Here is a 15426-nt window from a genome sequence, read left to right on the forward strand (position 1 = left end):
GAGGTCTGCAATGACGTTAAATCAAACCGTGGCCGTCTTCGGCGCCTATGGCCACACTGGCCGCTTCGTGGTGTCGGAACTGGTCAGGCGCGGCTGGAGACCTATCATTTCCGGACGCGATGCCAGCAAGCTGAATGCCCTCGGAGCCGCTTATCCTGGGCTGGACGTTCGACCTGCGTCGGTAGATGACCCGGATTCGCTCGACCGGGCGCTTGCGGGTGCGGCCGCTGTTATCAATTGCGCCGGCCCCTTCGCCAGCACGACTGCGCCCGTGATCGAAGCCGCATTGCGTGCGCGGATTCCGTATCTGGACGTCGCCGCGGAGCTAGAGGCCAATCTGGATACGTTCAAGCATTACGCCGAACGGGCGCGCGATGCGGGCATCGTGATTGTGCCGGCTATGGCGTTCTTCGGCGGCTTGGGCGATCTCCTTGCCACGGCGGCAATGGGCGATTGGGCGGCCGCGGATGAAATCTGCATCGCCTATGGGCTCAGCAGCTGGAAGCCGACGCCCGGCACAAGAGCTGCGGGTCAGGTTTCGAGGCAGCGCAGAGACGGGCGGCGACTTGTCTTTACGAACGGGCAGATGGCGTTCCGTTCGGACGCAGCGCCGATTGCCGAATGGAAGTTTCCCGCACCGCTCGGAACGCAGCCGGTGGTTGCAGAATTTACGATGGCGGACACGGTGACCATCGCGCGCCATCTGAAGACACCCGAGATACGCTCGTACATGACGGTTGCGGCGGTTAAAGACCTAATGGAGCCGGATGCGTCGCCGCCTGTCGCAGTTGAGGAGAACGGACGCTCCGCGCAAACCTTTCTGGTCGAGGTGGTCGCGCGGTCGGGTGGCAACGAACGCCGCGCATCGGCAAGCGGTCAGGATATCTACGCAATCAGCGCGCCCCTGGTGGTTGAAGCGCTCAGGCGTGTCGTCAGTGGGCTGGTCCATGGGACGGGCGTCCTCACCGCCGGCGAGGCCTTCGACGCACGTGACTTTCTGGAGTCGCTCCGTCAGGAGCATCTTGCATTGGAGATGCCATGAATTGTGGCGGTCAGTTCGCTCGGCTTGGGCCTGCTCGCCGATGCCGAGTCGTATTGGCGCCGTTTGATTCTACGTAAACACGCCGGTAGCTCAATTGTCGTCTGACCTCTTTGGTAGATGCTCGTGCGGGACGGGCTCCGCTTTTGCTGCATCAGGAACGTCACCCGGCGTGCCCGGCGCAGGTTTGGGAGCCGGCGACATGCTGTCTGGCGTAACGCCGTGGACGGGGTGGTTCGGAAGTCCTGGCCGGTGAATCGTTCGTGTGGTCGGGTTTGAGGGCATGATTTCCTCCTACTTTGACGTGACCAGCAACAACCATCATATCTCTATGGATGTTGAGTCTTTGCCTTAAGCTAAATTCGGGTAAGCAAATTCACACGCTGTAATAAATATTTCTCAATATCAGAGTATAGGTGGCGGCCTCAATAAAAAGCCAACCTATAAATGCAAGCTTCAAATATGAACTTAGTCAATGAAGTCAAAATGAAATGATATGAATAACTAAGTCATCATTTCAGACATTGACGTGTGGCCGGATAACCCGATCGGCTATGCCAGTCGGGCCTCCACTGGTGTCGGATGTCATGTTGCGGGTAATAATGCACGGTCGTGCGATATCACGTCATTCAACAGATGAAACGGCCCGTTTAAAAAAAGCATTTCGCATATTGCGTTCGAAAATTGAGCGGTTATGATGACGTCTCCGTGATCCGATCTCTCGAATGATCGCTTTACGGAGACGGCAGAAATATTTGCCGGGCACTTGCGCTTGAGAGGGTAATTAATACTCCCCCGTATGACAGACTAAATCGAGGAGACGATATGCTGAGTCCCCATGAATTTGCGACCTTAATGCTCATCAAGGACGCACCGGATCAGATTGAACTGGACCGCGCCGAGCTCGACGCTCTGTTCGAGCGGCAACTTATATCTCTGGAAAACCTCGCGTCAGGACGCTCACGTCCTCAGATCACGAGCGACGGCGATTCCATTCTCAAGGCGCTTGCCCGGGTGCGCTAGACATCTGCGACGTCCACCTTACAGCTCTGAATAAAATTGCGGCGTTTGCCGTCACCGATGCTCGACACGGGCGCTACTAATCCACACGGCGAGTGCACCGAAGAACAGTCGCGAACGAAGTGTCCCCGTTAGGGTTCAAGTTTTACTGCCTGTTGATGTAATGACCGTTCGAAGTCGTCGCGACGCGTGCTGCCTGGCAGGCGTCCCTGCGCTTCGATTTATCCACCATCGCGATCCGCCGCAACACGCCCGTTCAATTGGGGTTTCGCGCGCCGGAGCGGATTTTAAGGAATTCAACAATGACTCTATCGAGTCCCGAGCAGGTTGCTGTTGCGAAGGCCAACTTCGACGCGTTCTTCGGGTTGGCTGGGAAGGTATTTGAAGGCGTCGAAAAACTGGTCGCGCTGAACCTGCAGGTCATCAGGTCCACGCTGGCCGAGGCGCAGGAGAACTTGACGAAGGTACCCGGCACGCCAGAGCCGCAGCAGTGGTTCGCGCTGCAAGCAGGTTTCATCGGGCCCTTCGCGGAAAAGTCGCTGTCATACAGCCGGCAGGTGTTCGACATCGCGTCAACCACTCAGACTGAAGTCACGCAACTCGCCCAGACGCAGTACGAGCGGTATAACAATCGCGTGCAGGCACTCGTCGAGGAAGCGGCGAAGAATAGTCCCGCAGGTTCCGAAGCAGCGATCGCTGCGTGGAAATCCGCGATTGCTGCCACTACGACGCTGTACGAAACGCTGCAGAAAACGGGGCAACAGGCCGTTCAGGCTGTCGAGAGTAATTTTGATGCAGTCACGGCCACGGCGTCAAAGGCCGTGCGAAGCAACGCCGATCAGGCTCTCGTAGCCACGGGCGCGAAGCGGTAGAACTGACGCGGGCAGCAATGCCCGCGGTGACGCTTCTACAGTATATAAAGGATTCCTTACGGAGCAGAGATGCGGGGCTTTCAGTATCCCATGCTGGACTGAATACAGTATTGTTTCAGATGAGCATGACGCTGGCTTTTACGAGGACGATTCGATGGCGAAGCAGATTGTCGTGGTGACGGGTGGAATGGGCGGACTTGGCGAAGCGATCAGCATCAAGCGTGCATGACGCTGGGCATGCGCTCGTGGTCAGGTGTTCGCCGGGCAATACCTGCAGTGAAGCGGATAGGTCTCCAATGGAGGTTCCGATGAATGAAGCAGTGGCAATCGTTGTGGGTTCGTTTGTGCTGGGGATGGCACCCGTGTTCGTCGCCACTCATTATTACCTGGAGCAGATGCGTCGAAAGCGGCTCAGACAGCTGGATCACCATCACTACTGGCCGCACTGGAGCAACGCCCGGCATTGAGCTTCTGCGCTCGCTATGCTGTTGTTGCGCCACACCAGGCGGTCGAGGTAAAGGTCTAAGGCGGCGGTGACTGCACGATCACGCCGTACCACCCCAGGCCGCGATAGCTCTCGTAGCCCGGGGTGGCGGCGAACGATAGGGTGCGGCCATCAGTCAGTTGATAAAAGCCTGCCGGACGGCCGTTGGTATTCAGACGGAACTGTTCGTCGAGCACGCCTTTGTCGTCCGAACTCGCAATCACGCGGTGCGATGCGTTGACGATCATGCAGCGCGTGCGCCGCCATTCTTCCTCCGTGAGCCGCACGCCTTTAACAACGGCCGACGCTTGTGGCGCCCAATCGAAAAAAATCACCAGCGCACCAAGCGGCTTGCCGTCGACCGCGCCGTTTTCACGAATGGCCGTCGCATAGGTCGCGACGTGCGCGTGCTTCAGAAGCGGCAGCGCCTCGATATCGCCCGCAACAAAGTCCGCGCCCGAAGGCGTTTTCATCGCATCGCGAAACCAGCTGGCGTCAGCGACATTGCGGTCGTGCACCGCATACATATCCGGCCGGCCGTTCGCGACCACATTGCCCGCCGCGTCGATGATCCATAAATCACGGTACACGGTATAGCTGTCCAGAATCACCGACAGACGGCGCGACGCATACGCTCGAGTTTCGGCACTCTTATTGGCGAGGCAGTCGACCACGGCGGAATCGGTGGCCCACCAGCGCACATCGCATGAGCGCTCGTACAGATTGCGGTCGATCACGTCGATCATGTTCAGCGCGAGATCGGCACAACGCTGGCCCTCGTGTGAGCGCAGCCGTTCGATCATGCTGTCGCCGAGATCGGTCAGCTTGGTCAGCGAGCCGGCAAGCTCGCGATTGAGCACCGTAGTGATTTCGCCGATCCGCGCGGACACATGCTTGACCTGATTCGCCACGACCGCGAAGCCGCGACCCGCATTGCCGGCGCGCGCCGCTTCGATCAAGGCATTGAGTGCGAGGAAAGTGGTCTCGCGATTGATGTCGTTGATATCGGAGATTTTCCCCGTCGCGAGCTTCCTGACGTGATGCGTCAATTCGACGATTTCGAGCGGATTCGACATGGCCTTGCCCCGTAGCTGGAAAAATGTTGTGCCTGCATAAGAGCAAACATTGGGCCGGGTTGATTCCGCAGGCTTCGCGGGCGCTGTCATGCACACCGCAAACGTTTGGCGGTGCATCTCATGGTGCAGGCAGAACATGCGGTGACCGGCGACGCACCGGGTACGTGCATCGCGGCGAGGGACGGCATATCCAGCCAGCCCCGGTTTGTTGATGAAATATCAAGCGTTGAGTGCGGTTGTCTGAAACGCCCGCGCGTAACGCTTTGGCGGCAATCCGGCACATCGTCAGACGACCGCACCTTCCAGCCGGAACACGTTGACGACGTCCTTGTTGCGCAGATCCGCGAGCGTCGGATGCATGATGACGACCGGCGTCGCCGTCGTGATAATCATGTAGCCATTGCCGGGATAGCGCATTACGGACAGTCGCGCCATCGCCTGTTGCTTCGCCTGATCGAGCGTCAGCTCGTGCCGATCGACAAGCTTCGCGTAGTCGGCCACGATGCCGTACGCGCATTCAACTACGCTTTGTACCGCCGCATTGCGCTCCGACAGCATCGCGGACGAATTGGGTAACGCTCGACAGACGTCACCCGCAGCTTGCAAGATATTGGTGAACGGCCTGAATGGCGGCTGCGCCCTCTCCCACGGCAGCCGCCACTCTCTTGACGGAGCCACTCCGCACGTCACCGGCTGAAAAGATGCCAGGCCGGCTCGTCTCGAGATCATGCGGCGGCCGATCTGCTTTCCACTTGTCGCCGGTATCGGCACCGGTCAGCACAAACCCATCCTTGTCCAGGGCGACGCAATCGCCAAGCCATCGGGTATTGGGCTGGGCTCCAAGAAAAAGGAAAACGTGCCGGATGGACTTGTGTTCGATTTGCCCCTGCCGGTTCCATCGGATCGCCTCAAGTCTCGACTCGCCGCATAATTCGACGATCTGTGTGCTCGTGTGAAGCGTGATGTTGGCCGCCGCGTTGATCCGTCTGATCAAATACGCCGACATGCTTGCACTGAGTCCGTCGCCGCGAACAACGACGTGGACATGGCGCGCGAACCTCGCCATGAATACCGCAGCCTGTCCGGCCGAATTCCCGCCGCCCACTACAATCAGCTCTTGATTGTTGCAGAAGCCGGCCTCCATGAATGTCGCGCTGTAGTAGATACCGCGACCCTCGAAATGCTCAAGACGGGGAAGGTCCGGCTTCCGATAGCGCGCGCCCGTGGCAATGACGACAGCGCGAGCGTACACGCACTCGTCTTGATCGAGGCCGAGGTAAAACGATTGGGTGTCCGTGCAGTCGATCGTCAGCGCCTCGATGGGCACGCCGACCTCGGCGCCGAACTTGCGGCATTGAGACAGGCCGCGGCCAGCTAACGCTTGCCCCGATATGCCAGTCGGAAAACCAAAGTAATTCTCGATCTTCGAACTGGTGCCAGCCTGCCCGCCCGGCGCCTTGGCATCCAGAACCGCCACCTTCAGTCCCTCCGATGCGGCATAAACCGCGGCCGCGAGGCCTGCGGGTCCCGCACCCACCACAACGAGGTCGAAGTGCTCGCCATTGAGCCTGTCCGGACTCAGGCCGATTGCATCTGCGACGGCCCTGTGGCTGGGTTGCGTCAGCACAGCGCCTTGCAACGTGATCACCACCGGAATGTCGGTTTCCGCTGCACCGTAGCGCGTCAGGAGTTCTATGGCCTCGGCGTGCTCGACGATATCGAAGTAGGCCGAAGGTTGACCGTTGCGGCTCAAGAAGTGGCGCAGACGTAGCGTAGGCGGCGACGATGTACTGCCAATCACCATCAAACCTACTTGTTGACCCTGGATGAAAGCGACCCGGCGCAAGATATAGGCGCGCATGATGGTTTCGCTTAACTCCGCTTCGGCAATCACGAGCGCATGGAGGGATTCCTCATCGATGACGATGACCTCGCAATCCGAAAGGGCGCGTGTCGTGGCCACCGCAGCCCGGCCGGCGAGCGTGCCAACCTCGCCGGTGAAACTGCCGGGGCCATGCGTGCCCAGGAATCGGGAGCCCTGAACAGACCCTCTGGTCGCTTCGATCGTTCCGGAAAGAATGGCGAACATCCCCGTATGCCGGTCGCCTTCGGAATAGAGGATGTCGTTGGCTTTCAGCTTGCGCCGCTCGCCGTATCGCTCCAATATCGCCAGTTGCGTTTCGTCCAGCGTGGGATACACCTGATGGTAGCGGCTGCCGCCTGACGACAGTTCGTTGGGATTGCCTGAAGAGTCGTTGCTCATGGCGAGCTCCATCAAGTCAAGACGCGATCCTTGTCGTAGAACTGCTGCGTCCAGTGTGGATATGTTACCTCTGGTTGCGACCCAAGATCGAGCATCAACGGTCGGTTTGTCCGACTCGTGTAGACTGCGCCGTTGTCCCAACAGATCGGCTACCTCGACCCGGCTTTTCCTCCTGGGTCCGGCGTGTGTCAATGCCCGCGTTTGACGCGACCCCACCAACGCTTGATGGTTTTGACCAGCTGGTAGCAGGCCGGTGCGAGTACTCGATCGAGCCGCCAGCGGAAGAACAAATAAAAAGGGATGCGTTTCTGGAACACCCCCTGATTGAAGCGGAAATCGAATTGCTGGATGATTGCCGGATCGGCGACGCCGCTCCCGACGAGGCAATCGATGTCTCGACGAATTCCCGATCCGGCGAATTCGACATCGTGACAAGCGCGCTCGCCGTCAATGGCTGGTGTGTCGTGTCGAACTTTTTGTCACAGACCCAGACACAGGCATTAGCGACCGAATGCATGGCGATGTACGCAGCCCAGTTGCTGACACCGGCCCGTGTGGGGGCCAACCGCGCGGCCACGCTTTTGCGCGGCGATAGTACGCGATGGTTCCAACCCGACGCGCTGAGCACGCGGCAGCAGGCGTTCGCCGATCGCATCGAAGCGCTACAGAACGCGCTCAACCGCGAACTGCTTCTAGGGCTGGTCGATAGCGAATCACACTACGCGGTGTATCGGCCAGGTGCCGGATACGCACGCCACCTCGACTGCCTGCGTAATAATGACAGCCGCGTGATTTCCGCCGTGTTCTACCTCAACGAAGCGTGGCAGGACGCCGAGGGTGGCGCACTGCGGCTCTACCTTGCCGATCAGGCATATCACGACGTCTTTCCGCGCGCCGGAACGCTGCTGTTGTTTCTCTCTGCACAGTTTGAACACGAGGTGCTGCCCGCGACGCGCGATCGCATGAGCATCGCGTGCTGGATGAGGCAACGGGTGTAAGCCGAGGCGTCCGCAGCGATGATTTACGTCCATGATCGCGCCTCCTTTCGGGGGCGAATGGCGACCCATGTCCGCTGGAGCATGGGGCGCTCCTTCAGCGAGTTCATGGCCGATCAGGTTGGCCAGCGTCATGAGCCGTCCCTTTACGGAACCCTAAACAGTTTCGCGCACATGAAATCGACGAACACCCTAAGCTTCGACGACAACTGCCGACTCGATGGCCACAGGATCGAGAACTGTCCTGGGGCGATCCAATGCTCGTCGAGCAAGGTCGTGAGCATGCCCGTCGCGAGCGCGTCGCGTCCCAGAAAGTCCGGCAGGTACCCAATGCCAAAACCCGCGATGACAGCCTCTCTGGGGAGCGTCGATGAGCAAAACTTTTTTTTCCGTTTCATTGGGGCGGCCAGTCGCAATTTTCACCGCCGTTTGTCTCGCTGCGCTCGCGTTGCCGCTCAGTTTCTCGGCTGGTGCGCTGGCAACGCCCGCGATCGGCCGGGAACTCGCTGGTGGCCCGGTCGAGTTGAACTGGATCACGAATGCATTCATGTTGACCTTTGGCAGCCTGCTGATGGCGGCGGGGGCACTCGCGGACAGGTTTGGGCGCAAGCGTTTATTTGCGATTGGTGTAAGCGGATTCACGCTGGTCTCGCTGCTGCTCGGCTTCGCGCCGTCGATCCTGGTTGTCGATCTGCTGCGCGCTATGCAGGGCGTACACCGACGCGTTCAGTCTTTTGCTCGGGGGTTTGACTGTCGTTACGCTGCTGTGCGCAATTGCGGTGTTCGTGATTCTTGGGCGCACTCGCGCCGACGACGATTCGTCTGCGAATCGCGAGAGGCGCGCGCGCGTGATGACGAATGATCGAGAACACGCATGAGTTGTCGTCTGATCAGTCTGCCCTTTCCGGACACCTGCTGTCGGACATGATGCGCAATTCCTTCTATACGCAGTGGCCAATGGTATATGTTGAATTGGTAGCACCCTGTTGTCCTTCAGGCAAGGAGACAAGTCACGTCTGACGAAGACAGGGTACGCAAAACATCAGAAGAATTCGGCGTCGCGTTCAGCAGGTTGGCCAAAGGGATGTGCGTTCAACGCAGGGATGTTGCTTCGGCGATGCCGGCTGTTGTATGGGGGCGCAGGCGACTCCTCGAAACAAACGAGGCCTGATAAAAGCATGAATCCGTTCCGCAGCCGCAGCGGCCTACCCGTGTGTTGCACTGCGAGAACGCTAAATTGGAGTGAGACATGGGCTCGTCAGTATCCGCCGTGCCCGATGCGGGCCATTCCAGCGGGCATGGGCATCACCGGCCGGCGATGCCTGCACTCGCGCTTGCTGCTCTGGGCGTGGTGTATGGCGACATCGGCACCAGCCCGCTGTATACGCTGCAGACAGTGTTCGATCCAGCCAACGGTCTGTCGCTCAATGCGCTGAATGTGGTCGGCATCGTCTCGCTGATCGTCTGGTCGCTGATCGTCGTCGTCTCGCTCAAGTACGTCACGCTGATTCTCCGCGCGAATAATCATGGCGAGGGCGGCATCATGGCACTGCTGGCGCTGGCCGCGTCGTCGGTCGCTGCGCGGCCGCGATTGCGCCAGACGCTGCTGGGTGTCGGCATCATGGGCGCGGCGCTCTTCTACGGCGACAGTGTGATTACGCCGGCGATCTCGGTGCTGAGCGCGGTCGAAGGCCTGGAGGTCGCGGCGCCGTTTCTCAAGACCTGCGTGATTCCGGTGACGCTGGCTGCGCTGGTCACACTGTTCCTGATGCAGAAGCGCGGCACAGCCGGTATCGGCATCGTGTTCGGACCGGTGATGGTGCTCTGGTTCCTTGTGCTTGCCGTGGTGGGGGTCATCAACGTGATGCGGGCGCCCGCGATTCTGGTTGCGCTCAATCCACTCACGGGGCTTGCATTTTGCCTCCATCACCGATTGCTTGCGTTCGTTGCGCTGGGCGCGGTCGTTTTGTCGTTGACGGGCGCGGAAGCGCTGTATGCCGACATGGGACATTTCGGCGCGAGGCCGATCCGGCTGACGTGGTTCGGCCTGGTGTTTCCCGCGCTCGCCTTGAACTATCTGGGGCAGGGCGCGTTGCTGCTTGCCGATCCGGGGGCGCTGCAGAATCCGTTCTACAAGCTGTTCCCCTTATGGGCGCTGTATCCGATGATCGTACTGTCGACGGTCGCGACCGTCATTGCATCCCAGGCAGTCATTTCGGGTACGTATTCGATGACCAAGCAGGCGATGCAACTCGGCTTCCTGCCGCGCATGAGTGTCATCTACACGTCGGAAAGGGAAATGGGGCAAATCTACGTGCCAGGAATCAACTGGACGTTATTGGCTGCCGTCGTGGCCGCTGTGATCGGCTTCGGGTCATCTGCGGCGCTCGGTGCCGCGTACGGCATCGCCGTCACCGGCACGATGCTGATCACGACGATCCTGACGTTCTTCGTGATTCGCTACGCGTGGCATTACAACTGGCTGTTATGCGTGTTTGCGACCGTATTCTTCTTCGTGATCGACGCAGCGTTCTTCTCCGCGAACTTGCTGAAGATAGTGCAGGGCGGCTGGTTCCCGCTTCTGATCGGGCTGATTATCTACACGATCATGGCGACCTGGGGGCGAGGCTGGGAAATAATGCGTGCCGAAGCGCGCGTCAGGGCCGGGACGATGCCGCTCAAGTCCTATCTGACGACGCTGCTGGCCCGCTCGCCGATCAGGGTCGGCGGGACGGCGATCTTTTTGTCGCCCGATCCTGATAGCGTGCCGCATTCGTTAATAAACAATCTGATGCACAACGGCGTGCTGCACAAACGCGTTGTTTTCGTGACAGTGAACAGTGAGGAGATACCCTGGGTTCCTGCGAGTGAGCGTGTGACCGTGCACCCGCTAGATTCGGACTGCTATCAGATCACGATCACGTATGGCTTCATGGACGAGGTCGATCTGCCGTGCGCACTCAAAACTTGCGAGGCGTATGGTCTTACCTTCGAGCCCACGGAGACTTCCTATTTCCTCAGCCGCGCGACCTTGGTGCCCACGCGTGACAGCGGCATGGCGATGTGGCGCGAGCGCCTGTTCTCGGTCATGCTGCACAACGTCGGTAACGTCGCGGCCTATCTCAAGCTACCAGCCAATCGGGTGATCGAGTTGGGCGCGCGCGTGGAAATCTGACAACGCCCGGCCGCTGCATGTTGGGAATTTTTAATGACTTGCGGTCGTTGCGCCAGAAGGGAGGCCGGCGCGGCACCGCGGGAACCTATCTGCAGCGCGACGTTCAGTGCCGCACAGTTCTTCTTGAGCCGATGATTCACATTCGATCGACGTCGCATCAGCCCTGATCGCTTAAAAGCAAGCCATCCAGGGAAGTAAGCGACCAGGGAGGGGTGGAGTGAGACCGGTTAGGGGGGCGGCATTCTCAGTGCGAGCGGGCCTCGGGCCGAGTGCTCCCACTTGGGTACTGATGCAGCAGCTTGTTGTGCGCGGTCTCGTCGCGGTGAAGTTCCTCGCGCTCGGCCGCATTCTCGGGCCGTCTGCGATCGGGAGCGTCAGCATCGCGCTACTCGCGGTCGCGATCGCGGAATCCCTTTCCGACACGGGTCTCCCGCAGGCGGTCATCCAGGGGGGCAATGCACCGACCCGCTCAGAACTCTCGGCCGTCTGGACAACACTCGCGACACGCGGCGTGCTGGTCGCGCTGCTGCTGATCGCACTCGCGCCGGTGATGAACAGCCAGTTTCACCTCGGCAATGCCCTCGCGCTGTTACAGCTTGCGGCAGTGCTGCCTCTGATTCGCGGTGTTGCATCGCCCGCTTACTTTGTGGTTCAGCGCAACCGCGGCTTTCAGCACATCGCGGGGATCGAAATGGCTGCGGCGTTTGTTGATTGCTGCATTGGCCTCACGTTCGCGTTTGGCGGTGCGGGAGCTTACTCCTTGCTAGTCGGCATGATCGTCGGCGATACGCTGAAAAGCACCCTCACGTGGGCGACGATGACGCCGCGGCCGCCGCTTCGACCCGCCTGGTCGGGGATCGGCCATTACCTTGGCTTCAGCCGCTGGATCTGGGCGGGGAGCGTCGTGAATCTACTGCTCAACCAGTTCGACAAGATTGTTGTCGGGAAACTGCTCGGGCCGGCGCAACTGGGCGCGTATCAGATGTCGTCAAAGCTCGCGCAGATGTTGCTGACGGACGCAGCGTTTGCAATGGGGCAATACCTTTTTCCGACGTTTTCCGCGCAACACCGGCACGACGCGCGCGTGGCGGCGCGGCTTGTCAAACTGTACCTGGTTGTCGTCGCCGGAGGCCTCACGATGTTCGTCGTGCTGCTGCGGAGCACTGCGGAGCCGCTCTTCGCGTTGATTCTCGGTGCCGCCTGGATGTCGGCGGTCCCGCTCTTCAAGATTTTCGTCATCAACATGGCGATCGGTGCATTGATCGCGGTGCTCGTCGCCTACTTGCGCGCGGTCGGCGATGCGAAGGCGACGACGCACGCGTCGCTGATACAGATGGTCATTCTGTTCGCGATCGTGCCGCCCGCGACGCACTACTGGGGCGTGACGGGCATCGCATGGTCGATGACGGTCGGCATGGGCTCGGCAGCCATGTGGATGCTCTACCGAACCTTGAGGCGGCATGACGATCCGGTCCGCGAAAAGTGGACGCCATAAGGTTGATACTCAGCCTTATGGCGGCCGGAGCGCGGTGACTCGCGTCAGACCGCGCTTTCGCGCTCCATGTGCTCGTCACCTGCGCTGCGGTGCAGCGTCTGCTGTGCTTTCAGATAGCGTGCGAGTTCGGCGTTAGTCACGAAGCTCGCGGCGGAGGAGGCCGCGAGAATGTCCTTGGCCTCTTGCGGTCTCGCGATCGCGAAGCCCTGCACGTAGTCGACGCCTAGTTCCTTCAGCGCGCGCAAGGTCTCGAAGTCTTCGACCCATTCGGCGATGCTACGCATGCCGAGATTGCGTGCGAGCGTAATGATCGCCTCGACGATTGCGATGTCGGCCGGATGGTTACACATCGTGCGCACAAACTCGCCGTCGATCTTGAGTGCATCGGCCGACAGCTTCTTCAGGTAACGTAACGATGTCTGACCGGCGCCGAAATCGTCGATCGCGATCTTTGCGCCCATGTCGTGCACGCGCGCGATGAAGCGCTCTGTGTGCTCGAGATCGTGCAGCGCGATGCTTTCGGTGATTTCGATGCACAGGTAATGGATGATGTCCTCGTGACGCGAGAACAGCGCGAACAGCTCGTCGAGGAAGTGTTCGTCGTTGAGCGAACCACCGCTCAGGTTCACGCACACGAAGCAGGTGTTGGAGAGCGACGCGCGGTTCTCGCTGAGCCATGCGAGGGTCGTCGTGAGCACCCAGCGGTCGATCGCGATGATGGTGCCGGAGTCCTCGGCGGCGGCGATCAGCTTCGCGGCGGTCGCCACCGAGCCGTCCGGCATGCGCAGACGCAGCAGCACCTCGAAGTCGAGCGCTTCTGCCGGTGCGCGCATCGACATGATCGGTTGCATCACGAGGAACAGTCCTTCGGGCAGCCGGCTCTGTCCCAGCGCCTCGATCAGATTGATCTCGGCGGCGCGCTCCTCGAACGCCGGCGCACCCTTGCGCAGTGCGACGAGCCGCGCATTGCCGCCGCGTTTCGCGGCGCGACACGCGCGGTCGGCATAGGCAAGGGCGTCCAGGACCCGTTCACCTTGCGAGCACTCAACTACGCCGATCGACCCCCTGACCTGGAACGCTCGTGTGTCGACATGAAACGGTGCGGAGTTCAACGCCATGACGAGTTCACGGCAGCGCGCGATTGCATCGTCGATCGCCATGTTCGCGAGCACGCACACGAATTCGTCACCGCCAATGCGCCCGATCTGTACGTGAGGGCCGAGACGCTCGACGAGGCGCGCCGCGACATGCCGCAGTATTTCGTCGCCGGTCCCGTGGCCGAACAGGTCGTTGAGCAGCTTAAACCGGTCGAGATCGAGATACGCGAGTGCCCACGGGCCGCTTTCGCCGCTTTGCCGGCCGATTGCATGCTCGATGCCGCGACGGTTCAGGAGACCGGTGAGGGGGTCGTGCTCGGCTAAAAAGTGCAGCCGCTCGACCGCTTTCGAGCGGTCCGTCACGTCCTCGAGCGAACCTTCGATGAAGCCGTTCGCGCGAATCGCCCGCAGCGAATAGCGCCGCGCGTCTGTCTTCGTGCCGGCTGCGCCCTCGATTTCGATCGACGCCGAGTCTTCGCGCTCCAGCAGTTCACCAAGGGCGCGCTCGGCGCCCGGGGCAAAATAGTCGGCCCAGCGATACGTGCCCTGGTGCTGATGAGACAGGCCCAGCATCGAGTGCAGCGCCGGATTGGCACGGACGAAGCAGCTTTCCCCGTTCAGCGTGAAGAGGCCGATCGGCGTGACGTCATAGGTATTGCGCAGCTCGATCTGCATTTGCCGGCGGCGCTCGCGCTCTTCGCGCATGCGTTCCGCAATCGCGAACGCACACAGCATGCTCGACGACAGCGCCGTCACCACGGGGCTCAGCGCGCCCGCCAGCGCTTTCACACCGAGCGCGGCGGCGAGTACTTCGGACAGTGTCGCGAATAGCACGATGGCCATTGACGCGACATACCAGAGCACGGTGCGCGAACGCGCCTTGACTACCAACTGCGCGAGGAAGTAGGTCAGCACCAGTATGCAGAAGCTGGCGCTTGCCCACAGCACCGGAATGAAGTGCGCGTAACTCAGCGTGAATGCGGCGGCCATCAGCAGGCAGCCGCCATACCGCACGGCATGCAGGCTCCAGCGCAGGCCGATTGCTTTCAGCTCGCGGCGAAAGAGCTCCACAAAGAGCGTCGTGGTCAGCACGTAGTAGGACGCGAACGTGAATTCCCGCAAAAACGCGATATGGTCGGGCGGGATGAGCCGGCCCAACCATTCGGTATCGAAGCCCAACGCGTTGGCGCTTAACCGGAGGTTGCCGACGAGCCAGGCGGCAAAGATCACGTAAGTCCACTCGCGATTGATGATTGCCGTAACAAACACGAAGATCGCGAGCGTCAGCAGGCCGCCGGTGATCAGCGATGCGCCCTGTTGAAAATCAAGGGTTGATATCTCGAGCTTTTCTTCGCTCGATGCAGAAGCGGCGATATACGCGGGTCCGGAGAAGGTGCCTCGGCACAGAATCTGCGCAGGGGGAGCATGCTCGTCGAGCCTGAGCGCAAAGCCGGCCTTGTTGAAGCTCATCTCGCCGCTCGTGCCATGGCGGTCGCCCGTGCCGAGCAGCGTCAAAACGGGGGCCGTCCGCCAGCAGGATAGCGTCTGCGCGTGCCGCGACGGCAGGTCGATGAACGTGGCGCCTTCACTCGCCAGGACAGGCGCGGTGAGCATGAACCAGAATGGCGTTTCCGCGAGATGGGTGCTGTAACGTGCAGTGGGCGCAGTGTCGCGCAGGCGGGCGATGGCGATGGCGGGCGACAGCGTCGCCGACGGATCCGCAAGCACGGGAAAGCTAAGCGGGACCGTCCCCGTGGTATCGAATTGGCGCGGCGCCCAGAGCATGACCGCGACGCTGCCAAGCACGATCACAAATGGCGCCACGTATACTGAGAACCGCTGGAAAGCCCAGCCGGTCAGTCGGTCCCGAAACGCCCACTTAACGCTTGTCATTTGCTGCCCTTCCCCAA

11 protein-coding genes and 3 pseudogenes are annotated in these 15426 nt (G+C 60.5%); 9 read left to right on the forward strand and 5 right to left on the reverse strand.

Annotated elements, in window-relative coordinates:
- The first annotated feature begins 10 nt into the window (after positions 1-10).
- The 5 genes and pseudogenes from HHL24_RS00250 (at position 11) to HHL24_RS00270 (ending at position 3398) form a co-directional block, all read left to right on the forward strand.
- A complete protein-coding gene (locus tag HHL24_RS00250; RefSeq protein ID WP_169483386.1) occupies positions 11-1042 on the forward strand; it encodes a saccharopine dehydrogenase family protein in 1032 nt (343 codons plus the stop codon).
- Positions 1043-1864: 822 nt separating this feature from the next.
- Positions 1865-2062, forward strand: a complete 198-nt coding sequence (locus tag HHL24_RS00255; RefSeq protein ID WP_169483387.1) for a hypothetical protein — start codon at positions 1865-1867, stop codon at positions 2060-2062.
- 299 nt (positions 2063-2361) lie between these two features.
- A complete protein-coding gene (locus HHL24_RS00260) occupies positions 2362-2931 on the forward strand; it encodes a phasin family protein (RefSeq protein WP_169483388.1) in 570 nt (189 codons plus the stop codon).
- Between the two features lie 154 nt (positions 2932-3085).
- Positions 3086-3233 (forward strand): annotated as a pseudogene (locus tag HHL24_RS43780) (beta-ketoacyl-ACP reductase); the annotation flags it as partial.
- 6 nt (positions 3234-3239) lie between these two features.
- A complete protein-coding gene (locus HHL24_RS00270; protein ID WP_169483566.1) occupies positions 3240-3398 on the forward strand; it encodes a hypothetical protein in 159 nt (52 codons plus the stop codon).
- 55 nt (positions 3399-3453) lie between these two features.
- Here the strand turns inward: HHL24_RS00270 and HHL24_RS00275 are convergent, their stop codons facing one another.
- The 3 genes from HHL24_RS00275 to HHL24_RS00285 all read right to left on the reverse strand — a co-directional run bounded on the left by HHL24_RS00275 (position 3454) and on the right by HHL24_RS00285 (position 6754).
- Positions 3454-4491 (reverse strand): methyl-accepting chemotaxis protein, encoded by a 1038-nt coding sequence (locus tag HHL24_RS00275; protein ID WP_169483389.1) that lies wholly within the window; start codon positions 4489-4491, stop codon positions 3454-3456.
- A 285-nt stretch (positions 4492-4776) separates the two neighbouring features.
- Entirely contained in the window at positions 4777-5097 is a 321-nt protein-coding gene (locus HHL24_RS00280; RefSeq protein WP_329606558.1) for a cache domain-containing protein, read from the reverse strand.
- Positions 5081-6754, reverse strand: coding sequence for an FAD-dependent oxidoreductase (locus HHL24_RS00285; RefSeq protein WP_169483390.1), 1674 nt, complete (start codon positions 6752-6754; stop codon positions 5081-5083). The genes HHL24_RS00280 and HHL24_RS00285 overlap by 17 nt, the downstream gene beginning before the upstream one ends.
- 191 nt (positions 6755-6945) lie before the next feature.
- On the opposite strand from HHL24_RS00285, the gene HHL24_RS43550 reads away from it, so the two are divergent.
- The gene (locus HHL24_RS43550) at positions 6946-7752 is read left to right on the forward strand and encodes a 2OG-Fe(II) oxygenase (RefSeq protein WP_206002649.1); all 807 of its coding nucleotides are present in this window, start codon (positions 6946-6948) and stop codon (positions 7750-7752) included.
- A 143-nt stretch (positions 7753-7895) separates the two neighbouring features.
- On the opposite strand, the pseudogene HHL24_RS00295 reads toward HHL24_RS43550, so the two are convergent.
- Positions 7896-8108, reverse strand: a pseudogene (locus HHL24_RS00295) (LysR substrate-binding domain-containing protein); the annotation flags it as partial.
- 11 nt (positions 8109-8119) lie between these two features.
- Here HHL24_RS00295 and HHL24_RS00300 point away from each other — a divergent pair.
- From HHL24_RS00300 to HHL24_RS00310, 3 genes and pseudogenes are all read left to right on the forward strand, one after another.
- A pseudogene (locus HHL24_RS00300) lies at positions 8120-8464 on the forward strand (MFS transporter); the annotation flags it as partial.
- A 534-nt stretch (positions 8465-8998) separates the two neighbouring features.
- A complete protein-coding gene (locus HHL24_RS00305) occupies positions 8999-10924 on the forward strand; it encodes a potassium transporter Kup (RefSeq protein WP_169483392.1) in 1926 nt (641 codons plus the stop codon).
- Between the two features lie 289 nt (positions 10925-11213).
- Positions 11214-12419, forward strand: coding sequence for an oligosaccharide flippase family protein (locus tag HHL24_RS00310; protein WP_206002650.1), 1206 nt, complete (start codon positions 11214-11216; stop codon positions 12417-12419).
- Between the two features lie 44 nt (positions 12420-12463).
- Here the strand turns inward: HHL24_RS00310 and HHL24_RS00315 are convergent, their stop codons facing one another.
- The gene (locus HHL24_RS00315) at positions 12464-15409 is read right to left on the reverse strand and encodes a putative bifunctional diguanylate cyclase/phosphodiesterase (protein ID WP_169483394.1); all 2946 of its coding nucleotides are present in this window, start codon (positions 15407-15409) and stop codon (positions 12464-12466) included.
- Between the last annotated feature and the right edge of the window lie 17 nt (positions 15410-15426).

Source organism: Paraburkholderia polaris (assembly GCF_012927345.1).
Taxonomy (GTDB): domain Bacteria; phylum Pseudomonadota; class Gammaproteobacteria; order Burkholderiales; family Burkholderiaceae; genus Paraburkholderia; species Paraburkholderia polaris.

Coding starts and splice junctions, on each gene's coding strand:
- HHL24_RS00270 (WP_169483566.1), top strand. CDS start 3,240: ATGAATGAAGCAGTGGCAATCGTTGTGGGTTCGTTTGTGCTGGGGATG.
- HHL24_RS00310 (WP_206002650.1), top strand. CDS start 11,214: ATGCAGCAGCTTGTTGTGCGCGGTCTCGTCGCGGTGAAGTTCCTCGCG.
- HHL24_RS00315 (WP_169483394.1), bottom strand. CDS start 15,409: ATGACAAGCGTTAAGTGGGCGTTTCGGGACCGACTGACCGGCTGGGCT.
- HHL24_RS00275 (WP_169483389.1), bottom strand. CDS start 4,491: ATGTCGAATCCGCTCGAAATCGTCGAATTGACGCATCACGTCAGGAAG.
- HHL24_RS00260 (WP_169483388.1), top strand. CDS start 2,362: ATGACTCTATCGAGTCCCGAGCAGGTTGCTGTTGCGAAGGCCAACTTC.
- HHL24_RS43550 (WP_206002649.1), top strand. CDS start 6,946: ATGCCCGCGTTTGACGCGACCCCACCAACGCTTGATGGTTTTGACCAG.
- HHL24_RS00305 (WP_169483392.1), top strand. CDS start 8,999: ATGGGCTCGTCAGTATCCGCCGTGCCCGATGCGGGCCATTCCAGCGGG.
- HHL24_RS00255 (WP_169483387.1), top strand. CDS start 1,865: ATGCTGAGTCCCCATGAATTTGCGACCTTAATGCTCATCAAGGACGCA.
- HHL24_RS00250 (WP_169483386.1), top strand. CDS start 11: ATGACGTTAAATCAAACCGTGGCCGTCTTCGGCGCCTATGGCCACACT.
- HHL24_RS00285 (WP_169483390.1), bottom strand. CDS start 6,754: ATGAGCAACGACTCTTCAGGCAATCCCAACGAACTGTCGTCAGGCGGC.